This is a genomic window from Pseudovibrio sp. M1P-2-3 (genome assembly GCF_031501865.1).
Classification (GTDB): domain Bacteria; phylum Pseudomonadota; class Alphaproteobacteria; order Rhizobiales; family Stappiaceae; genus Pseudovibrio; species Pseudovibrio corallicola.
Window position 1 is genome coordinate 607,214 of the sequence record NZ_JARRCW010000001.1, and the last position, 24,823, is coordinate 632,036.

At 49.5% G+C, this 24,823-nt stretch carries 17 protein-coding genes and 1 tRNA gene; 9 read left to right on the forward strand and 9 right to left on the reverse strand.

Features of this window, described 5'->3' with window-relative positions; genetic code table 11:
* Positions 1-44: 44 nt before the first annotated feature.
* On the forward strand, positions 45-830 hold the full coding sequence (locus P6574_RS02910; RefSeq protein ID WP_310618893.1) for an outer membrane protein: 786 nt from the start codon (positions 45-47) through the stop codon (positions 828-830).
* Positions 831-999: 169 nt separating this feature from the next.
* On the opposite strand, the gene P6574_RS02915 is transcribed toward P6574_RS02910, so the two are convergent.
* The 3 genes from P6574_RS02915 to P6574_RS02925 all read right to left on the reverse strand — a co-directional run bounded on the left by P6574_RS02915 (position 1,000) and on the right by P6574_RS02925 (position 9,610).
* The gene (locus tag P6574_RS02915) at positions 1,000-1,935 is read right to left on the reverse strand and encodes an IS110 family RNA-guided transposase (protein WP_310618894.1); all 936 of its coding nucleotides are present in this window, start codon (positions 1,933-1,935) and stop codon (positions 1,000-1,002) included.
* Between the two features lie 385 nt (positions 1,936-2,320).
* Complete coding sequence (locus P6574_RS02920) at positions 2,321-4,072, reverse strand: diflavin oxidoreductase (RefSeq protein ID WP_310618895.1); 1,752 nt, start codon at positions 4,070-4,072, stop codon at positions 2,321-2,323.
* Between the two features lie 54 nt (positions 4,073-4,126).
* Positions 4,127-9,610, reverse strand: a complete 5,484-nt coding sequence (locus P6574_RS02925) for a glutamate synthase-related protein (protein WP_310618896.1) — start codon at positions 9,608-9,610, stop codon at positions 4,127-4,129.
* Between the two features lie 747 nt (positions 9,611-10,357).
* Between P6574_RS02925 and P6574_RS02930 the strand changes: the two genes are divergently transcribed.
* Positions 10,358-10,762 carry a hypothetical protein gene (locus P6574_RS02930; RefSeq protein ID WP_310618897.1) on the forward strand — a complete coding sequence of 135 codons (405 nt, stop codon included), beginning with the start codon at positions 10,358-10,360 and terminating at the stop codon, positions 10,760-10,762.
* 51 nt (positions 10,763-10,813) lie between these two features.
* Here the strand turns inward: P6574_RS02930 and P6574_RS02935 are convergent, their stop codons facing one another.
* The 3 genes from P6574_RS02935 to P6574_RS02945 form a co-directional block, all read right to left on the reverse strand.
* Positions 10,814-12,151: a globin-coupled sensor protein gene (locus tag P6574_RS02935; RefSeq protein WP_310618898.1), complete on the reverse strand. Its 1,338-nt coding sequence runs from the start codon at positions 12,149-12,151 to the stop codon at positions 10,814-10,816.
* A gap of 321 nt (positions 12,152-12,472) precedes the next feature.
* Positions 12,473-13,198 (reverse strand): SIMPL domain-containing protein, encoded by a 726-nt coding sequence (locus P6574_RS02940; RefSeq protein WP_310618899.1) that lies wholly within the window; start codon positions 13,196-13,198, stop codon positions 12,473-12,475.
* Positions 13,199-13,296: 98 nt separating this feature from the next.
* On the reverse strand, positions 13,297-14,367 hold the full coding sequence (locus P6574_RS02945) for an AI-2E family transporter (RefSeq protein WP_310618900.1): 1,071 nt from the start codon (positions 14,365-14,367) through the stop codon (positions 13,297-13,299).
* Between the two features lie 219 nt (positions 14,368-14,586).
* On the opposite strand from P6574_RS02945, the gene P6574_RS02950 reads away from it, so the two are divergent.
* The 4 genes from P6574_RS02950 (at position 14,587) to bhcA (ending at position 17,673) form a co-directional block, all read left to right on the forward strand.
* Positions 14,587-14,663, forward strand: a tRNA-Ile gene (locus P6574_RS02950).
* Positions 14,664-15,078: 415 nt separating this feature from the next.
* A complete protein-coding gene (locus tag P6574_RS02955) occupies positions 15,079-15,927 on the forward strand; it encodes a bifunctional allantoicase/(S)-ureidoglycine aminohydrolase (RefSeq protein WP_310618901.1) in 849 nt (282 codons plus the stop codon).
* Between the two features lie 6 nt (positions 15,928-15,933).
* On the forward strand, positions 15,934-16,440 hold the full coding sequence (locus P6574_RS02960) for an ureidoglycolate lyase (RefSeq protein ID WP_310618902.1): 507 nt from the start codon (positions 15,934-15,936) through the stop codon (positions 16,438-16,440).
* A 69-nt stretch (positions 16,441-16,509) separates the two neighbouring features.
* Entirely contained in the window at positions 16,510-17,673 is a 1,164-nt protein-coding gene (bhcA, locus tag P6574_RS02965) for an L-aspartate--glyoxylate aminotransferase BhcA (protein ID WP_310618903.1), read from the forward strand.
* 210 nt (positions 17,674-17,883) lie between these two features.
* Here bhcA and puuE read toward each other — a convergent pair whose 3' ends face one another.
* On the reverse strand, positions 17,884-19,278 hold the full coding sequence (puuE, locus tag P6574_RS02970; protein WP_310622093.1) for an allantoinase PuuE: 1,395 nt from the start codon (positions 19,276-19,278) through the stop codon (positions 17,884-17,886).
* 172 nt (positions 19,279-19,450) lie between these two features.
* Between puuE and uraH the strand changes: the two genes are divergently transcribed.
* Positions 19,451-19,804 carry a hydroxyisourate hydrolase gene (gene uraH / locus P6574_RS02975; protein WP_310618904.1) on the forward strand — a complete coding sequence of 118 codons (354 nt, stop codon included), beginning with the start codon at positions 19,451-19,453 and terminating at the stop codon, positions 19,802-19,804.
* Positions 19,805-19,856: 52 nt separating this feature from the next.
* Here the strand turns inward: uraH and P6574_RS02980 are convergent, their stop codons facing one another.
* A complete protein-coding gene (locus tag P6574_RS02980; protein ID WP_310618905.1) occupies positions 19,857-20,774 on the reverse strand; it encodes a LysR family transcriptional regulator in 918 nt (305 codons plus the stop codon).
* 106 nt (positions 20,775-20,880) lie between these two features.
* On the opposite strand from P6574_RS02980, the gene P6574_RS02985 reads away from it, so the two are divergent.
* Positions 20,881-22,140 (forward strand): urate hydroxylase PuuD, encoded by a 1,260-nt coding sequence (locus P6574_RS02985; RefSeq protein ID WP_310618906.1) that lies wholly within the window; start codon positions 20,881-20,883, stop codon positions 22,138-22,140.
* Between the two features lie 106 nt (positions 22,141-22,246).
* Here P6574_RS02985 and P6574_RS02990 read toward each other — a convergent pair whose 3' ends face one another.
* Positions 22,247-23,152 carry a LysR family transcriptional regulator gene (locus P6574_RS02990; protein WP_310618907.1) on the reverse strand — a complete coding sequence of 302 codons (906 nt, stop codon included), beginning with the start codon at positions 23,150-23,152 and terminating at the stop codon, positions 22,247-22,249.
* 199 nt (positions 23,153-23,351) lie between these two features.
* Here P6574_RS02990 and xdhA point away from each other — a divergent pair, with 199 nt between their 5' ends.
* Entirely contained in the window at positions 23,352-24,815 is a 1,464-nt protein-coding gene (gene xdhA, locus P6574_RS02995; protein ID WP_310618908.1) for a xanthine dehydrogenase small subunit, read from the forward strand.
* Positions 24,816-24,823 lie beyond the last annotated feature (8 nt).

Sequence of the window (24,823 nt, forward strand, 5' to 3'; positions counted from 1 at the left end):
TGAAATATCCATAGGTAGTTTAGGTGGTTATTGAGGAAATAACTATGAAATTACTGGTGGGTTTATTTGCATCAATTTCGATAATAGGGCTCATGCACAATAGTGCTCTTGCTGCGGACCTTCCGGAGACTATGTCTCCACTGCCAACACCGGTTATCGAGCCTGCCAAGGTCTCGGGCTGGTACCTTAGGGGAGATGTTGGATACAAAATCTATAAAGCTCCAAGGGCCTCTTTTGGTCAACGTGCTTTTTTTAAGGAAGAGCAAGACCCAACAGGTTTCAACGGCGTTGGTCTCGGATATCGCTTCAATGAGAATTTTCGAACTGATATAACATTGGACTATGAGTGGCCCTCCAGGTTCTCAGGAGAGGCAGAGTGCTTTCTTCCTTGCGTAGGTGGAAGCTCTGTTGAAACCGCTAAGCTGGATGTATGGACTGTTCTGTGGAATGCTTATGCAGAGCTCGGCAATTTTAACGGTCTCACGCCTTATGTCGGGGCAGGTGTAGGGGGGTCTTATGTGCGTTCAAGAGGTGTTCGGTATGTGAATGCAGACGGGAACAGAGGGCACTACAAAGGGGCAGGAAAGTGGAATCTATCTTGGGCTCTGATGGCAGGTGCAGGTTATGAACTTTCGCCTAAATGGACATTAGATGCGGGCTATCGCTACCTAAATATCGGTGATGGGCGTACCAAAAAGATTACTGCGGGTGAGACCGCTCGGATCGAATACAAGGATTTACAGGCCCATGAGTTTCGGGTTGGCTTACGCTATAGCTTTAATGAGACTTCCCAAAACTATGCATCGCAGCCTTTAGTAACGACATACTAGAACTGTATCTGGTTGAAGTTTGGCCGAAGTCTGGATCCTCAATAATGTGCCCAGATCACCTCGCGCTCATTAACATTCACACTCCGCGCTCTAACTACTCTATTTAGCGATTGTTTGTCGTTTGATTTGCGCCAATCAGACGACGTGCGCTTTAGAGTATCCGTCTTGGTCAAGCCGTTTTTGGTTGCCATTGCCGGTCCGCTTTTATGAGAGCGTTTGCCAGTTCGATTAGCTTACGCATGAGAGCTATTATGGCGATTTTGGGAGGCTTACCAGCCGCTCGCATCTGGTTGTATTTGGCTTTCAGGTCTGGATTATAACGGCTGGCAACAACGGCAGGCATGTAGAGTGCATCGCGTACCGGCTTGCGCCCTGCTTGAATAAAAGCAGCGCCCCGCCAGCGTCCTGACTGGCGGGTCATGGGGGCCAGCCCCGCCAGAGCAGCGGCCTGTTTACGGGATAATTGTCCAAGCTCTGGCATTTCAATCACCAGCGCCGCGACGGCGACCTGTCCCAGCCCGGGAATAGAGTGTAAAATCTTTGCTGCCCGCGCCCTTTGAGGGCTCTGCTCAATTTGCTTTTGAGTTTCGGCGTTAAGGGCCTCCAATTGCTTTCGCACGAGTTTCAGGCGTTGCTGTGTCTGTTTGCGAACCAGGTTCACCCGTTGTGTTTTCAACCGGTTCTCCAGTTGCGTGGCTTCTTTTACAAGAGCTTGACGTGCAACGCGTATCTCTTTGAGATGACATAGGCTTGCATCGACTGGCTTGTCTGGTTCCAACTGGAAATCCTGCCCCATTTGGGCCAGCAGGCGCGCATCAATCCGGTCCGTCTTCGCCCTCTTGCCTTTGGCCTGTGCAAACCGGCGTGCTTGCCATGGGTTAACTTTGCTCAGAGGATAGGAACCCGACAATGCCAACTCAAAAGCGCCGTGATAAGAACCTGTGGGTTCAAAAATAATTCGAGCGACAGGCAGGCCTTTCAGCCAGCTTTTTAACTGTCTGTACCCTGCAGCTGTATTGGTAAACTGCTTGCTCTGCTCATCCGGCAGGCAGTACACATCAAGATGGTCTTTCGAAATATCGACACCAATGGTAACCTCAGACATCTTCGCAAGTATCCTATGCTTGTCGTGCAGAGCTTTGGGCTGCTGCGTATCCGTTCAGGCCTGTTGCGAAGACGGTGGCCGATCATACTCTAAAACGGTCCCTTGTGACCTAGCGCGTCCCGATCCGACCACCGCCACTGCCCTCCCGACTCAATACGGTGGCCATTGGCCTATATTCGCAGAAGACACTAAAAAGCATAAGACAAGCGCGTTCCGTTTGATTGGGTTCAATCAAACGGAACGCGCTCAAAATAAATAAGTTAGAGTGCACAGCGTGAATGCGAATGAACGCGATGTACTCTAGAGCTGAGAGTAAAGTCGGCAAAGGAATCGAGTAAAACTCAGTTCTCTTTGCCGGTTGTCGTTTTAGGCGGGGTAACGAGCCTTAATAGACATCGCGCAGATAGCGCTTTTCTTTTTTCAGGCGGGTTACATATGCGTTTGCCGCTTCGCTGTTCATTCCACCTTCTTGGGCGATCACTTCATGCAGGGCACGATCTACGTCTTTTGCCATGCGGCTTGCATCACCACATACGTAGAAGTGGCCACCTTCCTCCAGAGCAGCGTAAAGGCCCTTACTCTGCTCCAGCATGCGGGTCTGAACGTAGATCTTCTCTGCCTGATCGCGGGAGAAAGCCAGATCCAGACAGTTTAGAATACCAGAGGATTGCATGGCTTCAATTTCATCTTTGTAGATGTAATCGCAAGCCGCATGCTGGTCACCAAAGAGAAGCCAGTTCTGACCTTTTGCACCAATGGCTTCACGTTCCTGCAGGAAAGCGCGGAATGGTGCGATACCTGTACCCGGGCCAACCATGATCATTGGCACATCATTGTCCGTTGGAACCCGGAAGGCCTTATTCGGAGAGACGAATACCTTGGATGTACCATCAGCTGCGATACGATCAGCAAGGAAGCTGGAGGCCACACCGCCATGCTTGCGCCCATGGCTGTCATAGCGCACAGTGGCAATTGTCAGGTGCACGCTGTCTTGATGCATTTTGGAGCTTGACGAGATGGAGTATGCGCGGTGCTGAAGTGGCTTGAACAACTTCATCATGTCTTCAAGGCTTGGAGTGATCTGCGGATAAAGATTAAACAGATCAAGCGCATCTTTGGACCACAAAAACGCTTCCATTGCATCTTTGTCGCCGTGTTCCACAATGTGTGTCAGATGCTCATCATCCGCCCGTGCCGCAACATACTTCACCAAGTCGCTTGAAGGGGTAGAAATTTCCAGCTGCTTCAAAAGCACATCACCCAATGCAGCATCGTAACCGGGGACTTCGGCTTCCAAGGAAACACCAAGGCGGCCCGCCCATGCTCCAACCAGAGCGGGATCGTTTATAGGAATAACACCCAGTGCATCACCGGCTTCGTACTTTGGTCCATCTTTAGATAGATCAAACTCGTAGTGGCGGATTTCCTTCTGGGAACCGTCACCGGAAAGAAGGCGGTTTACACTTACAGGAGCGTTAAACGGATTCTTCCGGTTCCATTTGGATTTCTCAGCCTTTTTTGTGGGCTTAGCGCCAGAAGCTGCGACGGTAGATGTGCTGGAACCTTTCAGCTCTCCTACTTTTTCCAGAACGCCAGAAGTCCATTCTTCGGCAGCGTCCTCATAGTCTACATCACAGTCCTTGCGTGAGTGCAGGCGTTTTGCTCCTAGCTGCTCAAGACGCAGGTCCAGCTGTTTTCCTGCTTCACAAAAACCATCATAGCCCGTGTCACCCAGCGCCAGAACGGCAAAGCGCATCTGTTCCATACGCGGTGTGCTGCTAGAGGCCAGTGCCTCCCAGAAGATCTGAGCATTATCAGGCATCTCCCCTTCCCCGTAGGTAGAGATGACAATCAAAACCTGCTCCAGCTTGGCAAAATCTTCCAATTCGATGTCATCGAGGGAACCAAGTTGAGGTGAAACGCCAATTTCGCTAAGGCTTGCACATAGGTCTTCGGCCACGGCTTCGGAGTTACCTGTCTGTGTGCCGTAAAACACGTGCACAGGCATAAGCGCTTCACCCTCAGTGGCATTGGCGCTTTGGGCGATCTGAGTACGAAGGCCGGCGTAAAACCCACTGAGCCAGTGTTTTTGCTCAGTCGAGAACGGGGCATTTTCAGGCATAAAAGAAATGTTCATAGTGTTGATCCGTTTGCTGCGTCCATCCAGTTGTTGAGGTGAAAGGTGGCCCCGTTACGAGGCCAGTTTCACCATCTCCAGACTGCTGGCGCGTGCGAACAACTCTTCGAAGTCCGGTATCTCGCCCATAGCCTTGGTATTGAGGCGATCTTGAAGGATGATCCAACCATGCGTGCCGATGTTATCCATCAGGCGAACATTCCGGTTTGCAAGGGCTGTCTTGTAGTCCTTCATTCGCTTGTCGGAAATCATCACTGCGAGATCGTGGTCAGAGAAGGTTTCCAACGCCTTGCGGGCAACTCCAGAAAGCTTCTGGTTCAAGGAGAAATCTTCAGTGAGGATAAGCTTGCGCACACCGTCGTTGAGCTTTTCCGCGGAAAGAGTGGGGTCATTCTTGTAGCGTGATCGTACAACCTGCTCTGCTGTTTGCAAAACCGCGTAGTTGTTGATGAGTGTGTACATCAACCCGCTGTCGGTTTCACCTGCGACAGGCACAGCTCCACCCGCGATTGGCTTGCCATCACGATAAGCCACCTTGAACTTACGTGTCTGGTGGGCAACCAGTGCACCTGCCAGTTCTTCCAAAAGCTCCTTGCGAGTGGAGCTTTTCAAAATTGCCTCGTAGTTCTGGTAGGTTTCCAGAGCCAGAGGTGTGAGGAAGCGGAAGTTCTTGATCTCATCACCCCAGTTATCCAAAATGGCTTGCGCCTTCTTGGAACCAGTGAACCGCAGGTGACGCTCCAACAGAGCCTTTACTGCAAGACGGTGGATCGCAGCACGCTCCGTATCCGCATCAAGATCATTCAGCTTTACAGAATCTGCACTGTAGAGGCTCTGCAGTTTACGCTCTGGATCATACTGGTAGGCAACTCCGCCGGACATGCCGTTACCAAAGCCCTTACCGAATACTCCAAGGTTCAGTACAGCGCCGTTGGTCATATACTCACAGCAGAAGTCACCCACGCCTTCAACAATAGCGCTCGCTCCAGAGTTACGAACCGCGAAACGATCACCCGCACCGCCTTCAACATAGAGGCTGGAGCCAGTTGCTCCGAATAGGGCAAAGTTGCCGATCAATACGTTTTCCGTCTTACCACCACCTGGAGAATGGATAGCAATGTTACCACCGGATGCACTCTTACCAACACCGTCATTACAGGTCCCTGTGTGGTGGAATACCATACCGGAGTTGGAGAACGCTGCATAACTCTGGCCTGCAGAGCCGCTTGTGTTGATAGTAAGGGATTCAGGGCGCATTAAACGGCGACCGCGGTCATCAGTGTAAACCATCGGCAGGCAAGCGACCTGTTTTTCCGAAAGTTCGTACTGCAGCGTGCGCTCAATATCGATTGCCAGCTGACCACCTACAGTCTTATTGCGGTTGTTCAGCTTAATGTCTTTACACAGAACAGCCTTTTCTTGCTGGCGCTGCAATACGAGCTGACGGAATTTAGCAAGCAGCCTATCATCATGCTCGAAATTAGCTTCCAGATAGACTGGTTTATCTACTGTCACTTCTTCAACATAGGTGAGCATCTGGCGTAGATCCAGCTGACCGATTGTCCGTTCATGGTCAATCAGATGCAGGTAATCAGAACGGCCACGGGCTTCGCGCAAAGACTTTAAGCCTAGGCGGCCAAGGATCTCTCGGACTTCATGGGCAATGTTGATGAGGTATTGGGCCAATGCACGCGGGTCACCATCAAACACTTCAGCGTTTGTGGTCAGACCAGCAGGACATTTTACGTTACAGTTTTTCGCCATAACGCACTTCAGCATCATAAGCGCGGTTGTACCAAACTCGAAGCTGTCACCACCCAGAAGCGCAGATTTTATAACATCAGTTGCTGTCTGGTGTGCACCGGAACAGCGCAGGATGACTTTGTCACGAAGACCGTTAACGCAAAGTGCTTGGTGCACTTCTGCAAGGCCGATTTCTGCGGCGCGGCCAGTGTTCTTCAAGCTGGTTACAGCCGCGGCGCCCGTGCCGCCTGTGTTACCGGCAATGTTGATAACATCCGCGCCAGCTTTGGCCACACCAACGGCGATAGTGCCAATACCTTCAGAGGACACAAGTTTTACGATAACGCGAACACGAGCAGCTTTTGCATCGTGGATAAGCTGTGCAAGGTCCTCAATGGAGTATGTGTCGTGGTGCGGCGGAGGGCTAACCAGCTCCACACCCGGTGTACCACCGCGGGCGGCAGCAATTTCCACGTTTACCTTTGCAGCTGGCAGCTGGCCACCTTCACCGGGCTTTGCACCCTGTGCGATTTTAATTTCCAGCTCTTCCAGCGTCGGATCGGCAAGGTATCCAGTCCACACGCCAAAGCGGCCAGAGGCGATCTGCTTGATACGGCTGGAACGAATGGTGCCGTAACGGGTGTAGTGTTCGCCGCCTTCACCTGAGTTGGAGAAACCACCAACCATATTGGTGCCGTGTGCAACAGCCTCGTGGGCAGGTGATACCAGCGCACCGTGGGACATAGCACCGGAAGCAAGAGTAGATGTAATCTCGCTTGCAGGCTGAACTTCGTTCAGGTCCACACCGCTGGAAATTGGCTTTAGGTTGTCGAAGTAGTACTTGGCTTGCCCTTGAGCATATACGATTAGTTCGCCCTGTACGCTCTTATCCAGCTTGATTTCATCGCCAAACTTACCTGCCAATGCTTCTGCCAGAGCATCTGTACGGTCGATCTTGGACTTTTTGCAAAGGGAGAGCTTAAATCCACCGTCCTCTTTTTTCTCGCAGTTTAGTCCTTGAACGAGGAAGCTGGAGTTCCCTACCAGATCATGAGCGAACAGCTCTTCTTCAAATTCTTGTGTACTCAAAGTCCAGTTCACATTGGCTGGGAACCCAAGCACATCACGAAGGGCAGCGGGGCGTTTCGCGCGCTCCTGCTCCACATCATGGGAGAATTTGCGATAGCTTTCTGTAACGCAGGCTTCGTCAATCTGTTCTGGAGTGCGGCGCTCAAAGCTGGTCGTACGGTAAGCTTCTGCACCTGTGCCAAAGGCATCATCCAGACGGGAGACTGGGAGAAGACGCAGGTTCTCCTCGTCAATGTCGTCCTCGTGTTTGACCTTTTCTTCAAAATGCAGCTTCTCTTCAGTCATTTCCACGAAGCCACGCACAGCTGTTGTGCCGTAGGAGTGTCCTGCACCTTCAGAGCGCTCTTTAAAGAGGCCGAGCAGTGGAATATCCTGATCCTCAGAGATTTCGCAGGCGCGTTTGTGCCAGTCGGCTGAGCTGCGGGTGATTGCTTTAAAGTCCACACCACCAACAGTAGAGATCATGTTGGGGAAATATTTCTTCAATACGCTGTCATTGGTATCAAAGAAGTTCGGCTCGAAGAATTCCCCACCAATGTAACTCTCTGCGGTACAAAGGCCAACTTTACCCATGGTTTTCATTAGGGACTTACTTGCCGCCTTGATGAACTTTGCCATGTTTTCAGCTGTCTTTTCAGCATCACCGCCAGCTAAAACAGCGGAACGATCTTCTGCACACACAGGCATCACGGCAGAAGCACCAAAACCAAGAGCAGTTGCAATGTGGTGGGCAGACGCAAGCTGACCGCTTTCCAGAATGATGGAAGCGCGGAAGCGCAAGCCTTTGTCGATCAAGCGTTGGTTGGCAGCGCTCACAATCAGCAGGTGTGGCAGTGGCGCATGAGTTTCGTCCACCTTCACGTCGGACAGGATAATAATCCCGCCTTTTTCACGTGCAGCTACTTCGATCTGGTCACAGGTGGCTTCAACGGCATCAATGAGGTTCTGTGTAAGCACTTCATCACTGGCGTCGTGATCCAATGAATAAAGTGAGGAAACTTCACTTACAGCCACTGTATCTTGTGCACGGATAGCGTTCAGTTCACGTACGCAAAGAACAGGTGTAGGAATCACGATCTGACGTGTTGTTTCCTGATTGAAGTGCGGTTTTGCCCCCAACGCGACACGAAGTGTCATGCCGTCAGCTTCGCGGATACTATCCAGCGGCGGGTTCGTCACCTGCGCAAAGCGTTGGGAGAAGTACTTCGCCATGCCGCCTTCTTGATCGGTCAGCGCGTTGATGGCAAGGCCATAACCCATAGCGGAGATTTTCTCCGCCCCGTTCTGGATCATCGGGTCCATCAGGAATTTGTAGCTTTCCTGATTGAGCGAGTAGGCGACAGAACGTTGTGCGTTTGTAAAATTCTCAGAGGTATTCAGCTCGGCTGAATTGTGGTCCAGATCGGCCAGATTGATGCGGGCTTCTTCCAGAAGGGCTTTATAGTCCCGCTTCTTGGCAAGCATCTCCAGTGCGTCAATGTTGTTGTAGGAGCGTTTGGTCTCATGATCGAAGTAAAGCATGCCGCCTGCTTCGATACGTCCACGTGCAGTTACTGTCTGCGGGTCAAAGTCGATCTGCCCAGCTTCTGACATCACACAGAGATAATCTTCTGTTTCAACGGAACGCAGAGGACGCAGGCCCAAACGGTCAAGGCGGGCACCAACGACAGAGCCATCGCCAAAGATAAGTGCTGCTGGACCATCGTTTTTTTCTTCATACAAGGAGAAGTATTCCAGCATGATACGCACCTCATCAGAGATGCGGCTATCGTTCTCCCACGCTGGTGGCATCATAGCCACAACTGCGGTAATCAGATCAAGGTCATCATCAAACAGGCGGCGCTCAAGCGTCTGGTCAAGGCGAGCAGAATCCGACTGTCCTTTCGGTGCGTAAATCTCGTTCTTGTTCATCTGCGCAATAGCTGCTTCAGACAAACGGTTCTTTTTATCTGTGTTCAGTTCACCATTGTGCGCCATCAAGTGGAACGGCTGCGCCATCATGGAACGCGGCTCGGTATTGGTAGAAAACCGCGTGTGGAAGAACATTGAGTGGACCTTGTGGTCCTCGTCCCACAAGTCTTTGAAGTACGGAATAACTTCGTCCGAATTCAAACGCCCTTTGTATACCTGTGTGCGAGAAGACATGGAAATCGGGTAAAGCCCTGTCAGCTCGTCACGGTTATAGGCCTGTTTTTCAATTGCCAACATGGCGCGGTGGATCGTCTTTTCAAACGCCTTGGCTTCCTGTCCGTGAGGGCGCGTAAACACGAACTGGTGGATCGGTAACATATATTGGAGCGCGGCAGGGCGGATAACATTGTTATCAACCGGTACCGTGCGATCAACAATCAGGCTAAGATTAAAATCTGCCAGTACACCTTTTACCAGTCCGATAGCTTCTTTGGAAAACTCGCCTTTTTCCGGCAAAAAGAAGTTACCCACTCCGAAGTTTCCAGCATCAAGAGTAGTGTTGCCTGTAATCTTGCGGAAAAAATCAATCGAAATATCTACATTAACACCTGCACCATCACCAACGCCTTCGGCGCTCATGCCGCCACGGTGGGGAACTGTACACAGAGCCTCGTGGCCAAGAGTGAGAACCTCATGGGTCTGTTCGCCGGTTTTGCGTGTAATAAAACCAACGCCGCAGCTGCTTTTATCCTGATTATGGTCGTACAACCCGTAGTGCTTATGTAGCTGTTCCAATCCGCGACTCCATGATCGTTAATAGACTTGTCTTCCACTTTGGTATTTGGAGGAGGGAAAGGGACTTTCCATCGTGCGGGGTTACCGTCTTAACGAAACAGGAATTCCGTTTTTTTTATTGGCCCCATTTATAACCAAGTAGTATGTAGCTCTGACTAATAAAATTGAACTCTTTAGTCAAGTATGTGTTAGTTTAACTCTACTATGGGTGTATTGAAAAAACTTCAACATGCTTCATCTGTGTTTTTTTTAACAGGGGGCATGATGCTTATTGATAATATATACAGGAAGATAAATAGTTTTACTTCCCTTGCTTCTAAGTAAAAATTTGGTATTAAGTGGCAATATTGTTGGGTAATTTAGAAATTTTGTTTCATCTTTGGGATTTTGAAAAGTTCAACGTAAAGCTTACCTAAGATGGATCTTAGGGAAGATACGTAATTCTGTTTTCATTTTTAAGTTGATGTTTTCGAATTGGCCTTAAGTCGGCTTTTTGTGTCTAAGTGAGTAGATGATGGTATCTTCAAATACTGCCCGACCTTTTTGTTGATTGATTGTTAAGAGATCAAAGGAGAGGTGCGGGAATATGCCGCAATGCAATCTTCTGTACGGATCCTGCGGTCTTTTGTAGCCGTAGATCTGTCTAGTTATTAGGATAGTGTGAATTAAGACTACTTTTTAATACCCAGAGGCAATGCAGTTAGATAAAAGTTGGGTATATAAATAAATTTTAATTTAAGGTGTAATATGAACAAATTGTTCGCGAAACTCTTATTCGCCGCTCTCGTTGTTGCATCCGTGCCCGCAAATGCTGGTACTTATGATGTGGAAACCAAAGCAAACCGGGCTGTCGGACTGGGTAATCATTATGTCTACAGTCGCACCTGTCGCCCTCAGGTTATCCCAGATATTAAGGTTAAGAAAGAGCCAAAACACGGTAAGGTCATCTTGCGTACAGTGGTTGTGCCAGTAAGTGAGAAAAAATGGCCAATGTGTAAAGGTAAGAAAACCAAAGCACGTCAGGTAATTTACAAGCCCAATAAAAATTATCGGGGGGATGACAAGTTTACGGTCCAGTACAGCTTTCCCAAGTTTACTAATGGATCCACGCGTCGTTATGTGACGAACACCTTCAAAGTTAAGGTTAAATAGCTGTTGCCTCATGTACATAAAAGGCGCTTTTTGCGCCTTTTATGTTTCTCTTTATATCTTTCTCATTTCATCAAAAAAATGAGAAAGTTCATTGTGCACTTCTTTCACTTGAAAAATAAGCTCGTTTGCAGTGCCGGTCGATGTTTCAATAGTCTGATCGGCGTCATTAGCATATTGAACAATTTCAGATATGCGCTGCGTTGTTGTTCCAGCATTTTCAGAGGCGAGTTGAATACTCCTCGATATTTCGTTGGTAGCGGCCTCTTGCTGCTCAATGGCCGCTGCAATTGAGGTTGCTGTTGAGCTGACGTCTTCGATTTTGTCGGTGATTGAAGAAATTTCTTGAACGCAGTGCTGAGTTTCGTGCTGGATTGCTTCAATTTTGCTGGAAATTTCTCCTGTGGCTTTACCCGTTTGGCTGGCGAGTTCCTTTACTTCCGTTGCGACCACGGCAAACCCTTTTCCCGCTTCGCCAGCCCGAGCTGCCTCGATCGTTGCATTAAGAGCCAAAAGGTTTGTTTGCTCTGCAATATCGCGAATAAGAGTGGTGACGGCATTGATTTCTTCTGCCGCACTCTTAAGCCCCAGAACAGTTTTATGGGCCTTTTCCGCATCCTGTGCAACATGCTTTGCTGTCAGGGCTGAACGCTGAATTTGGGTCCCGATCTCGGCCACGCTAACAGACATTTGCTCAACAGAGGCTGCTCCGCTTTGAACATTCATTGCAGCTTCATCGGCTGAGTCACTGGCGATCTTCGCATAACGTAGATTTTCTGTCCCTGTCACCTTTAAGCTATCGGAACTGGTTTCCAACTTATGGCCCAACTGCTCAGTCTGGCTTAATAGTTGCGCAATACGGCTCTCAAAAGCCTTGAGGGCAGTTTCTTTCCTTTGCCTTTTTTCAGCTTCATCCATCAAAATGCTCTGATAAGCCTCAATGGCGAATGCCATGTCGAGCAATATTATTTTTTGGATGACTGATATGGCTCTACTCAGTTTGAGCGATGACCAACGAAATTTGGTTCTCAAACTGTTTGAAATGCGACTAAGAATAAAGTTGTACCCCCCCATATACCAGTCTGGTGAGAGGCCAATCTTCACATGTGCCTTGCCGATTTTGGCAATGCTATACATATATTCCTCACTAAAGGGCTTGGTGAAGAGCATTTTCCAATGAAGTGACTGGACTGATTTGAGGTTCTCTACTTTGCCTTCCACACACTCTTGTAACTGAGGTGTTCTTGAAAGATGCACATAAAATGCATTGAGAATTTTGGGCAGTGATTGTGAGATGAATGGCCAAAGTGCAGCCGCTTCATGTAGAGTATTCTGGTCTATCTCGTAGAATTCTAAAAGGCTATTTAGCCTGTCTTCGGTTGCGAAACTCACGATGTCCCCCCTAAATAACGATTTGAAAAGCTTCTCAACCTTACAGCTCGCATCGAATCTTTCAGGCGCTTCAACCTGTCCCAATATGATAGAAGTAAGTAGAAAGACGTTAGGGAAATTTACCTCATTGATGTGAATCAATTTGTGGCAATTTCTTCTCAAAATTTAATTGTCTATCTGTAGGAGTTTTGAGGAATTGAGTCGACTGCGCGAGGTGAAGTTGTAACGTTTGGGGGCAGTGGAGCAATTTAAAAGAGTTTTAGCATTCGTCAAACTCCTGCAGCACAGGGCTAGAAGTGCCTGTGCTGCAGGAGTTTTTAATTACTGTTCTAAAAGAACCTTGAGGGTGACTGTAGTCGACAAGGTCTCTTCGCCTGCTGCCATTGGCGCGGAGCTAACGGCCTTAGACATTTCATAGGTGCGCGGTCCGGGACGATAAGGGTTTCCTTGCTCGTCAATAGACAGGACCGAGCCAAGAGTTCCACCGACAGCCTGTGCATATAGAGTTGCTTTCCGCATAGCGTCGGCGACGGCCTTTGAGCGGGCTTCATCCAGCTTATTACTTTGATCGGACACGATAAAACGGATATCACTTACGTTATTAGCACCGCTTTTAACCATATTCGGAAGCAGCGAGCCCAGCTTTTCAACACTATCAATCGTAATTTCCACCCCGTTTGTTACGCGATAAGAAATGATGGAGGGAGCTTGATTGGTATTTTTCTGGTTACGCAAATTCTCATAGATAGGGCGTATGCCAAATCCACGTGTCTGGATTTGATTGTCCTTGATACCTGCATCCTTAATATTTTGGATCACTAACTCGAGTTTTCGGGAATTCTCTTCAAGCGCGGTTTCCGCACTTTTATCCTGCGTAATGACGCGCGAGGTCACAATGAGTTTGTCTGGTACCACAGCAACACTGCCGGAACCTACAACTGTAATCGTGGGAGTTTCCTGAGCCAAAGCAGGCGCTGCAACAATTACGAATGTCGACAGACATAGTCCTCGTGCTGTTGACCTCAAACCCTTAACGATCTGTCTCATGCAATTCTCCGCTTTAATGTTCAACTAGGTATTATCTAGGATTGTATTTGCCGATAAATAAGGCGGATATCTGACCGTATGGGAATATTTGCCAGAAATCATGTATCGCTTTGCCCTCTTTTCAGGATTGGCTCTCCCACTTCACCATTTCCAGACAGCAGAATCGCAATCCACCGTGATTGAGGGAACTGGGCGCAAATAATAATGACCAGCACCATAAGAGGAATACAAAGGACCATGCCGATAACCCCCCATATGGATCCCCAAAAGCTTAAGGAGAGCATGATGACGAGAGGAGAAATGTTCAATCTGGTTCCCATAAGGCGGGGGTCGATAATACTCCCAAGTGTAAACTGAATACCGCCCAGTCCCACAGAGACAAGTAGAAATTTGGCGAGGTCTTCAAAGAAAACCAGAGCCAGTAAGCTTGGAAATACGACAGCAATGAGCGAGCCAATCGTCGGGATATAGTTTAATAAGAAGGCAAGGAACCCGAATAAGGCGGCGTATTCCAACCCCACAAATGTCAGCCAGAAATATGTAGCAAAGCCTGTCGTGATACTAATTGCCGTTTTTATCCCGATATAGTGGCGCATACGGCGGGCGATTTCCGAGCGGATTGCTGTTGCCAATTTGGCATTCTTTGCATCATCAAAAAAAGCCTCAACCTTTTTATCGAAGGTGTTGGCCTCCAGTATCATGAAGAGAACGTAAATAAACACAAGCGTGCTGGAGCCTGCTAGGCTGGTCAATAGACCTGCTCCTAATGAAAGCGCTCCACTAATAGAAAAGTTTGGAAGGATATCAGTGAGTGCTAACCTCTGGTTTAGTTTCAGGTGTTCTGAAATTTCCCCAAGTACCTGATCCAGCCGCATTTGGTAGGTCGGAGCATCTTGAGCCAGCTGCTGCAAATTAGCCGTCACGATACTGAAAACCCATGTCAGTCCATAGAAAATCAAGCAAAGAGCTAGAAAAATCGTAAGGTACTTGGGAAGGTAACGACCAAGGTATGGGGTACTGCGCAGCGCTTCTGAAAGAGAGTTTATAATATACCAGAGAATGAGGGCGATGATAAACGGAACCAACAGCGAGCGCCCAATGACGAAAAGCCAGCCGATGATACACAAAAGGGCCAGAGATATTGTGAACTGAAAAAGGGGTGATCGCATACGACGGAATCTCTATTCCCATGTTAATAATCAAGAGCCGAAATGGCAACTTGAAGGTGCAGGTTGATCATCAAAGAAAACTATCAAATTTCTCCTTAGTATGCGTTTAGAGAGTTTATTTGAAGCAGTTTGTCCAGTTTCCAGTAAATTGGATGTTTATAGAAGTGATTTCAGTATTTACTCGACACCTAGGGTTGGTATAGGAAATGTCCTTGGTAAGGGCCTGTAGCTCAACTGGTTAGAGCCGTCCGCTCATAACGGACTGGTTGGGGGTTCAAGTCCCTCCGGGCCTACCACCTTCCTTCTTTGACATTATATTTTGTAGTGGTCTCACTTGTAACAAAGTGGGAGATGATACCTTATGGGTTGGCCGTTAGTCCTTAAATTACATATGTGAGCTGAGGTTTTCATTTACTACAATTTTCCAAGTTGATGCGCTGGCTTTTTAGATAGCGTTCAATCTCACCGAAATACTTTCAGTTTATTTTTGATAATAGTTCCATTTTATTTCGTTAAAATGAGAAATGCTCTGTCGTCTTCATTTAAAGCGTGTGTTTGTAGAGATAAGTTCTGCAGATAGGCCTTTAATAGTGTTTCCCAGACTTTGCAGTTTTTGGGGCTTCTTCCCTAAGTTGGGTGAGCGCTGTAAGACCAGAAAGCCGTTTATTGTGAAGCGGATGCTTCCGCCCGATTTTGAGGATTTTGTCACCTATGACGACGCACAACTTACCGCCATCTACGCTTTTTGCTCCTCAGGGCGGCCTGTCAGGACAGACGCAGATCATGACGGACCGAGCTGTCTTTACTGAAGCCTATGCGGTTATTCCAAAAGGCGTCATGCAGGATATTGTAACTTCCAACCTGCCATTTTGGGATAAAACCCGGGCATGGGTTATCGCGCGGCCCCTTTCAGGCTTTGCTGAAACATTTGCGCAGTACATCATGGAACTGCAACCTGAGGGAGGCTCAGCTCAGCCTGAGCCGGATACGGCAGCGCAAGGGGTCTTCTTCGTTGTTCAAGGTGAAATCACCGTGACCTATAACAATGAAGAGCACGTCTTGCCTGAAGGGGGATATGCCTACCTTCCAGCAGGTGCAAAATATGAAGTTCGCAACAACGGGAATGAGACTGCCGTCTTCCATTGGGTTCGCAAGCAGTATGATGTGGTTGAGGGAATTGAACAGCCTGAGGCTTTCTTCACGCATGAGAAAAATGCGACTGTTGCAGAAATGCCGGATACCAACGGCGCGTGGAAAACTACTCGCTTTGTAGACCCTGCTGACCTGCGCCATGATATGCATGTGAATATCGTGACATTCGAGCCCGGTGGCTGCATTCCGTTTGCCGAGACCCATGTGATGGAGCACGGCCTTTATGTTTTGGAAGGTAAAGCGGTTTATCGCCTTAATCAGGACTGGGTGGAAGTGGAAGCCGGTGACTTTATGTGGCTTCGGGCGTTTTGTCCGCAAGCGTGCTACGCGGGCGGGCCGACCCGTTTCCGCTACCTGCTTTATAAAGATGTAAACCGCCACGCACCGCTGGGCTCTTTTCAAAGGTAATCCCCAATGAGTGATGAAATCTCCGAGGATCGTATTGTCCGGCTGGAAGAGCTGAGCGCGGAAGCTTTCCAGAAGTTTGGTGACGTTGTTGAGGTGGGAACGGTTGATCCAGTCCTGATTAACGAGAAACGGTGCCTTCGCTATTCCGACCTTGCAGAAATGGAATATCTTGGCGAGGGGCGGGCAGGGGTTAGTCTGTTCCACGCTGATATCCGCGAGATTCCCTATAAACTTTCGTTGTTAGAGCGTCACCCGCTCGGTTCCCAGTGCTTTGTGCCTATGAACGATTCTGAATACATGGTCATCGTTGCGGAAGATGATGGGGGGCGTCCAGCAAAGCCAAGGGCGTTTTTGGTAAGCAACAGCCAGTCCATCAATTTCAGGCGAAACACATGGCACGGTGTTCTGACACCGCTCAAAGGGACTGGCCTGTTTGCGGTGATCGACAGAATTGGCGTGGGGAATAACCTCGAAGAGTATCGGCTTGATGAACCGTATTTTATAGTGAAGTGAAATTACAAAACGCGTTAAATCTGCGGGCTGGCTTGGCCTCGCACTAAGAAAATTTCAAAGGAAGCACCCATGAGCACCCAGAACCCCGTTTTTATTCCTGGACCAACCAACATTCCGGAAGTCCTGCGCAAAGCCTGTGATATGCCAACGCTGGATCACCGTTCCTCGGCATTTGCCGAGATTCTGCATCCAGCTTTGAACGGCGTTAAAAAAGTCTTGAAAACGGAAACTGCAGAGGTCTTCGTTTTCCCGTCCACTGGTACGGGTGGTTGGGAAACTGCCATCACCAACACTCTTTCAGCTGGCGATAAAATTCTGGCAGCACGCAACGGCATGTTCAGCCATCGCTGGATTGACATGTGCCAGCGTCATGGGCTGGACGTTCAAATTGTTGAAACGCCTTGGGGTGCAGGCATTCCAGCGGATCGTTATGAAGAAATTCTAACAGCCGACAAAAACCATGAAATTAAAGCGGTTCTAGCCACTCACAACGAGACGGCGACCGGCGTTCGCTCCGATATTGCTGCGGTCCGCAAGGCACTGGATTCCGCTGGCCATCCGGCGCTGCTTTATGTGGATGGGGTCAGCTCCATCGGTTCCATGGATTTCCGCATGGATGAATGGGGTGTGGACATTGCTGTGGCAGGGTCTCAAAAAGGCTTCATGCTGACAGCCGGTCTGGCGATTACCGCGTTCTCTCCAAAGGCAATGGCAGCGATTGAAAACGCTACGCTGCCACGCACCTTCTTCGACGTGCGCGATATGGGCAAAACCAATGCTGCAAACGGTTATCCCTATACACCGGCTGTGGGCCTTCTGAATGGCTTGAAAACAAGCTGCGAAATGCTGCTTGCCGAAGGGCTGGAAAACGTGTTCGCCCGTCATCACCGTATTGCTGAGGGTGTACGGGCAGCTGTTAAAGCTTGGGGCTTGCCTATGTGTGCCCAGTCTCCAGACCTTTACTCTGACAGTGTGACCGCTGTGTGCACACCGGAAGGCTTTAACGCCACAGACATTGTGACAGTTGCCGCAGAGAAATACGGCGTTGCCTTTGGTGTTGGCCTTGGAGATGTTGCCGGAAAAGTCTTCCGCATCGGCCATCTGGGCAGCTTGACCGACGTTATGACCCTGTCCGGTATCGCGACTGCTGAAATGGCGATGGTGGACCTTGGTCTTAACATCAAACTGGGCTCAGGCGTCGCCGCCGCTCAGGAATACTACCGCACTAAATAACGGCTTTCCTTGAAAGTGGTTGGATCAGAAATACTTAAACCAACCACTTTTTCAAAGGCACTGAGCTGCTCGCCAGTTTACTTGGGCTGTCGTTTGGCCGGACCAACCATTGAGGCTGGGCCGGTCTTTTTGTGTTCTAAAAAAAGCCTTTGCCACTTTATACGTTGGCAAAGGCTTCATTGCGAGTTTGTGAATACTAGGTAACAAGCCTTAGGGCAGGATGTCCTTCAGGCGGTAGTGGGCGATGCGTTCCACTTGGCGGCAGGCTTCGGCAAATTCTACCGCGCGTGCATTGTTAATCCGGCGATTGAACGCTGCCATGATGGAATCTTTGTTGTGGTCGCGTACCGCGATGATGAACGGGAAACCGTGCTTTTCAACGTACTCGATATTGAGGCGGGTGAAAGTATCGCGCTCTTCATCAGTCAGGTAGTCAAGACCGGCGCTGGCTTGTTCTGAGGTGCTTTCCTGTGTGAGGCGGCCCGCTTGGGCCAGCTTTCCGGCAAGGTCCGGGTGAGCATTGAGAACACCAAGACGTTCTTCCTCGCTAGCAGAGCGGAACATGCGGCACAGGGCGTTCTGGATACCAGCTGCACAGTCATGGGCAGGTCCAAGCTCAAGGTCAAACGCACGCTCTGCAATCCAAGGGGAGTGTTCGAAAATGCTGCCATAGAGGTCGACAAATCGCTCTTTGGTCATCTGGCTCGGGCGCTCAAAGTGTTGCGCTGGGTGGGTGTCAGCCCAGTGCTTGGCAATGTCGATGCGGCGCGGGCACCACACACCTTCAAACCCTTGAATGTATTTGATGAACTTCTTTAGGGCGGCAACTTTGCCCGGACGTCCAATGAGACGGCAATGGAGGCCGATGGACATCATCTTGGGTGCGCCTTCGCTGCCTTCTTCATAAAGGGCGTCGAAAGAGTTCTTCAGGTAGTCGTAAAAGTCCTCACCACTGGTCCAGCCCGGCGCAGTGGCAAAACGCATGTCGTTGGCTTCCAGTGTGTAAGGAATAATCAGCTGATCGCGTTCGCCAACTTGCAACCAGTAAGGCAAGTCGTCGTCATAGGTGTCGGAGACGTAGTCAAAGCCACCTTCTTCCGCCACAAGACGTACAGTATTTTCGGAGCAGCGGCCCGTGTACCAACCCCGTGGGCGCTCGCCAACAACTTCGGTGTGCAGGCGAATAGCTTCGGCAATAGCAACACGCTCGTCTTCCGGCGACATGTCCTTATGCTCAACCCACTTGAGGCCGTGGCTGGCGATTTCCCAATCAGCCGCCTTCATGGCTTCCACTTGCTCAGGATTGCGTGCAAGTGCAGTTGCTACACCGTAGATGGTGAGCGGAATTTCATGTTGGGTGAACAGGCGGTGAAGGCGCCAGAAACCGGCGCGGGCACCATATTCATAGATGGATTCCATGTTCCAGTGGCGTTTTCCTTGCCACTGGGCAGCACCTGGAATGTCAGAAAGGAATGCTTCTGAGGCAGCATCTCCATGAAGGACGCAGTTTTCGCCGCCTTCTTCATAGTTCAAAACGAACTGGACAGCGACCTTTGCAGAATTGGGCCACTGCGGGTTAGGTGGAAACGGGCCATACCCGCGCATATTACGAGAATAACGTGTCAAACCGGAACTCCTGTTTTTCTTCTTATAAAATAAGAAAATCGAATAGTCTTTCGTGACAAATTTGAAAGTGCTTCCTCTCATGCCCCTCTGTCATATAGGAAAGGACTGGGACATTATGTGACACAATAAATTTTTCAATAGGGAAGTGATTATGGCGGGATATCTGACCACACACGTTCTTGATACAGCACGCGGCGTACCCGCGCAGGGCATCAAGATTGAGCTTTATAAACTAGATGGAGATGTGCGCAGCCATATCCGCACTCTTGTCACTAACGACGATGGCCGCACAGACGAGCAGATTTTGCCTGCAAGCGAATTCGAGACTGGCACGTATGAGCTGGAATTCCACGTGGGCGCTTATCTGGACGCCAACGGCACTCCCGCAGAAGATCCTCGCTTCCTCAACATCATTCCAATCCGTTTTGGCATGTCCGAAGCTAGTCACTACCATGTGCCGCTGTTGGTTTCCCCATTTGGCTACTCCACATACCGCGGTAGCTAACACATCAGCTGTTAGTCCTAGGGCATGTGTTCCATGCCCTAGAAGCCCGAGCCTACAGGTTTGGCAAAAGTGCGAAAGACGCCTGAATGTGCTTGACGATGAAGTCAATAAACAGTCGGGTTTTTGGGTCTTGTCTGCGCCGGTGGGCATAAAGACAGGCCAGTTGAATGGAAACAGGTGGTTCCTGCTGTAAAATAGGAATGAGCCTGCCGCTGGCCAGATGAGCAGAAATCTCGAAAACCGGCTTTATGATAATGCCATAGCCATCCAGCGCCCATTGGGTGAGAACATCGCCGTGGTCCGCCTCAAAAGGGCCAGTAACGGCAAAGCGTTTAACACCAGCCTCCGTCTGTAATGGCCATTGAAACTCCGGCACACCGGGGTAACGCATGTTCAAACAATCATGCTTCCCTGAAATCAGTTCCTCACTGGTTTGCGGTGCGCCTCTACGTTCGATATAATCAGGAGAGGCACACAGCACACGGCGACAATCGGCGATCTTTCTAATTTTCAAGGAGGAGTCCTGTGGAACTCCGAGGAAAAAGGCAGCGTTTAATCCCTCGCTGGTCAGGTCCAATTTGCGATCAGAAAGGCGCAGGCGCACATTCACTTGCGGGTGCTGCTCTTTGAATTTGGGGATTGCAGGCGCGATATAGCTTTGTCCTAAACCGATAGGTGCAGCTACAAACAGTGTGCCACGCGGGGATTGCGTGACATTGTTAATTTCTGCCTCCGCTTCTTCAACGGCTTCCACAATTTTTGTCGCACTCTCATAGAAGAGATTCCCTTGCTCTGTAGGGCTCAAAGCGCGCGTTGTACGTTGAAAAAGACGTACGTTAAGGTACTCTTCCAATTGGGATATTCTGGCAGAGGCAACGGCTGCAGAGATGCGCAGATCGCGGGCTGCCGCTGACATATTTCCCAATTCATAAACACGAAGAAAAGTGCGAATATTTTCTAGATAGGCCATGCTGGCATTATCCTGAAATTTTTGAAACAGTTAGGCATTATCGCGATATACCAGATAATACTGGCTTCCTCTAGCTTGGCACCAAAATATCTTGGAGAGAATAATCATGTTAGACCTAGCCATAATATGGGACTGGCTTGCCTTCGCCGTCCGATGGTTACACGTCATCACCGCGATTGCCTGGATTGGGTCATCGTTCTATTTCGTTGCCCTTGATCTGGGTTTGAAAAAGGTGCCGCACTTGCCAGTGGGAGCCCATGGTGAAGAATGGCAGGTCCATGGGGGTGGTTTCTACCACATTCAAAAGTACCTTGTTGCGCCTGAAAATATGCCTGATCACCTCGTGTGGTTTAAGTGGGAAAGCTATGCAACTTGGCTGTCCGGCGCCAGCTTGCTGATGATTGTTTACTGGGTGGGTGGAGAGCTTTATCTGGTTGATCCTGCAAAAGCTGATCTGGCTCTGTGGCAGGGTATTGCAATCTCAGCTGCATCCTTGACAGTTGGTTGGTTGGTCTATGACTTCCTATGTAAGTCTGGCTTGGGTGAAAAGCCAACTCTTCTCATGCTGCTGCTGTTCGTGCTGCTGGTTGCCATGGGCTGGGGCTACAATGAAGTGTTCACGGGCCGCGCAACAATGCTGCACCTTGGTGCGTTCACTGCAACCATCATGACAGCCAACGTGTTCTTTATCATTATTCCGAACCAGAAGATCGTTGTTGCCGACTTGAAAGCTGGCCGCACACCGGATGCCAAGTACGGTAAGATCGCCAAGCTGCGTTCAACCCACAACAACTACCTGACACTGCCTGTTGTTTTCCTGATGCTTAGCAACCACTACCCGCTGGCGTTCGCGAGTGAGTATAACTGGGTCATTGCTGCGCTTGTATTCCTGATGGGCGTAACGATCCGCTTGTTCTTCAACACAAAACACACAGGCGCTAAGCCTCCTTACTGGACTTGGGCAGTCACTGCAGCTCTGTTCATTGCCATCATCGTGATCAGCATGGCCCCGCTTTCTCAGGAAACCTATGAGGAATCTGAGGTACGTCCTCTCACGAAAAATGAGCAGGTGTTTGCAAGTGCAGCAGGTTTTGAAGATGTGATGAACATTGTTCCTGGTCGTTGCTCCATGTGCCACGCCCGTGAGCCCTTTTATGAGGGCATTCACTGGGCCCCAAAGGGCATCTTTCTTGAAACAGAAGCAGATGTGGCGCGCGCTGCAAACCAGATCTTTCTGCAAGCTGGCGTGACAACGGCAATGCCTCCGGCAAATGTCTCTTACATGGAAGACAGTGAAAGAGCGGCTATTGCAAAATGGTATCGCAATGCGAAAGAGCAAATGCCATTCTCTCTCGCAGCTAAATAAATAGCGCACTTTCCAATATGCAGGCCGCACTATTGGGAGGATGCGCTGTGATCCCTTGCCTGTTATCTCATGATGGGAGGTGAGGGCTCATTAACGTTGGTGGGTTTTAGTCGAAGTCGGTCAAATCTGCATTCTCGACGACAAAGTCCACAAAACGCCGGATTTTAGGGTCCTGAAGCCGCCGGTGCGGGTAGAGGCACCCGAATATGGTCGGCTCAGGACGCGCATTGGGCAGAACTTCCACTAATCTTCCATCCCGCAAATACTCCGCCACCTCAAATCTAGGTCGGTTAACAATCCCATGCCCGGCTACAGCCCATTCGGTTAATACGCCGCTGTCATCTGCATCGTACTTGCCTGAAACATGTAGCTTTTGTAGTCCCTGAACCGTTTGTAATGCCCAAAAGTACTCTGGAGAGTGAGGAAAGCGAAGCAGAAGACAATTGTGATTTTCGCCTATAAGGTCATTAGTGTTTTCAGGTACTCCGTATCTGTCAAGATAATCAGGCGAAGCACAAAGTACACGGTCGCAATCGCTTATTTTACGTAGCTTTAGGTTGGAATCTGAAGGACTACCAATAAAGAAAGAGAGGTCTAGCCCATCAGCCAGAACGTCGATTTTTCTGTCGGTCAAACGCATGCGCACTTCAATCGCAGGGTTTTCTTCTACAAATAGAGGAATTAGGGGAGAAATGACGCGCCGTCCCACTCCAAGAGGAGCTGCAACGCGCAAGACCCCTCTGGGAGAGCCTGAGAAAAGAGCGACAGCTGCCTCCGCATCATCAACTGAGGTGATGGTCTTAACGGCGTATTCATAGAATACTTTTCCCACCTCCGTTGGCTGTAAAGAGCGGGTTGTCCGGTTAAAAAGCCTCACCCCAAGGTGCTTTTCCAGCTCCTTAATGCGCTTGCTGGCCACTGCGGGAGTTAGACGAAGGTCGCGTCCTCCTGCCGTAATACTTCCCAGTTCTACAATGCGTGCGAATACGCGAAGGCTTTCTAGATAGGACATTTCATAGCACTTACGGTGTTTCTACGTTGTTTTATATAGTATTTTCATTTCTGAGATATTGAGTATCATAAACCAAAGCAAATCGGCATGCTATTTTCAACGTTTCGTTGAAAATGTTTCGGATTTTACCGCCTTTTTCCTGCCTGCGACAAAATGTACCCTACGGAAAATTATTATGAGCGTTTTCTTGAGGGAGAAAATGGGCGAACGTAGCGAAATCCGGTTCGTATTAAACGGAACCGATGTAGTAATCCAGGATGTGGCTGCGAGCCAGACATTGCTGGACTATTTGCGATTAGAACGTCGCCTGACCGGTAGTAAAGAAGGGTGCGCCGAGGGAGATTGCGGCGCATGTACTGTTCTTGTTGGCCGTCTCCATAATGGCTTACTTAAGTACGAATCCGTGAATGCTTGCATCCGCTTTATGGCGTCATTGGATGCGTGTCATGTGGTTACGATTGAACACCTTCGTGGTCAGGATGGCGGGTTGCACCCTATCCAGCAGGCAATGGTTGACTATCATGGAAGCCAGTGCGGGTTCTGTACGCCCGGCTTTATCATGTCGCTTTATGGGCTTTGGATGGAAAACTCAGAGCCGAGTGTAAAGCAAGTCGAGACTGCCCTTCAGGGCAATCTATGCCGGTGCACGGGCTATGAACCGATCATAAAAGCTGCAATGGCACTGGGAGCCTATGGCTCACCTGCGGCTGATTATCTGAACACCGAGCGATTGTCTATCATACAGCGCTTGCAGAACCTGAAAGACGGTCGGCGTATTGTAACTGGTCCCGAAGATAATCTAGCGATTATTCCGGCAAATACAGATGATCTTGCGGAAGTTTTGATCTCTTGGCCAAAAGCCACGATTGTTGCTGGATCTACAGATGTAGGCCTATGGGTTACCAAGTTCCTGCGTAATATCGGACCAGCTGTCTTTATTGGTCATCTTGACGAGTTGAAGTCGATCAAGCTGACGAAAGATGCGTTGGAAATCGGTGCTGGTGTCACCTACACAGAGAGCCTTTCTGCAATTGAAAAGGCTTTCCCGCACCTTGCTCCTTACTGGGATCGTATTGCTGGGCAACAGGTCCGCAATATGGGAACCATTGGTGGAAACATTGCTAATGGCTCGCCCATTGGTGATACACCACCTGTTCTCATTGCTCTTGATGCTAGTGTAACGCTGCGCAAAGGCGGTGAACGCCGCACAATGCCGTTGCAGGACTTCTTCATCGACTATGGAAAACAGGACCGCGCTCCTGAAGAATTTGTTGAAACGATCAGCATTCCTCTTCCTGCTGAGGGTCAAATGGATGCGGCCTACAAAATTTCCAAGCGCCGCGATGAGGATATCTCATCGGTTGCAGCTGGCATCAGTGTAACTGTCGAAAACGGAACCATTGTCGATTGTCGCATGGCATTCGGCGGTATGGCGGCAACACCTAAGCGGGCATCGAGTGCAGAAGCTGCGCTAAAAGGTAAGCGTTGGGAACTTGCTTCTTTTGAAGCTGCTGCAAATGTTCTGTCTGATGACTTCACTCCACTTTCTGACTGGCGTGCATCTGCGGAATACCGCATGATCTCCGCCCGCAATCTCTTGACCAGGTTCTTCCTGAGCTTTGACGAGACCACAGTGGAACCAGTTGAGCTGGCGAGTGCCTGACAGGAAAC

Bases quoted from the DNA above. Each gene is read 5' to 3' on its own strand.
- P6574_RS02910 (WP_310618893.1), top strand. From the start codon at position 45: ATGAAATTACTGGTGGGTTTATTTGCATCAATTTCGATAATAGGGCTC.
- P6574_RS02930 (WP_310618897.1), top strand. From the start codon at position 10,358: ATGAACAAATTGTTCGCGAAACTCTTATTCGCCGCTCTCGTTGTTGCA.
- P6574_RS02940 (WP_310618899.1), bottom strand. From the start codon at position 13,198: ATGAGACAGATCGTTAAGGGTTTGAGGTCAACAGCACGAGGACTATGT.
- P6574_RS02985 (WP_310618906.1), top strand. From the start codon at position 20,881: ATGTTAGACCTAGCCATAATATGGGACTGGCTTGCCTTCGCCGTCCGA.
- P6574_RS02945 (WP_310618900.1), bottom strand. From the start codon at position 14,367: ATGCGATCACCCCTTTTTCAGTTCACAATATCTCTGGCCCTTTTGTGT.
- P6574_RS02955 (WP_310618901.1), top strand. From the start codon at position 15,079: ATGACGACGCACAACTTACCGCCATCTACGCTTTTTGCTCCTCAGGGC.
- P6574_RS02915 (WP_310618894.1), bottom strand. From the start codon at position 1,935: ATGTCTGAGGTTACCATTGGTGTCGATATTTCGAAAGACCATCTTGAT.
- uraH (WP_310618904.1), top strand. From the start codon at position 19,451: ATGGCGGGATATCTGACCACACACGTTCTTGATACAGCACGCGGCGTA.
- P6574_RS02960 (WP_310618902.1), top strand. From the start codon at position 15,934: ATGAGTGATGAAATCTCCGAGGATCGTATTGTCCGGCTGGAAGAGCTG.
- bhcA (WP_310618903.1), top strand. From the start codon at position 16,510: ATGAGCACCCAGAACCCCGTTTTTATTCCTGGACCAACCAACATTCCG.
- P6574_RS02920 (WP_310618895.1), bottom strand. From the start codon at position 4,072: ATGAACATTTCTTTTATGCCTGAAAATGCCCCGTTCTCGACTGAGCAA.
- P6574_RS02990 (WP_310618907.1), bottom strand. From the start codon at position 23,152: ATGTCCTATCTAGAAAGCCTTCGCGTATTCGCACGCATTGTAGAACTG.
- P6574_RS02980 (WP_310618905.1), bottom strand. From the start codon at position 20,774: ATGGCCTATCTAGAAAATATTCGCACTTTTCTTCGTGTTTATGAATTG.
- xdhA (WP_310618908.1), top strand. From the start codon at position 23,352: ATGGGCGAACGTAGCGAAATCCGGTTCGTATTAAACGGAACCGATGTA.
- puuE (WP_310622093.1), bottom strand. From the start codon at position 19,278: ATGCGCGGGTATGGCCCGTTTCCACCTAACCCGCAGTGGCCCAATTCT.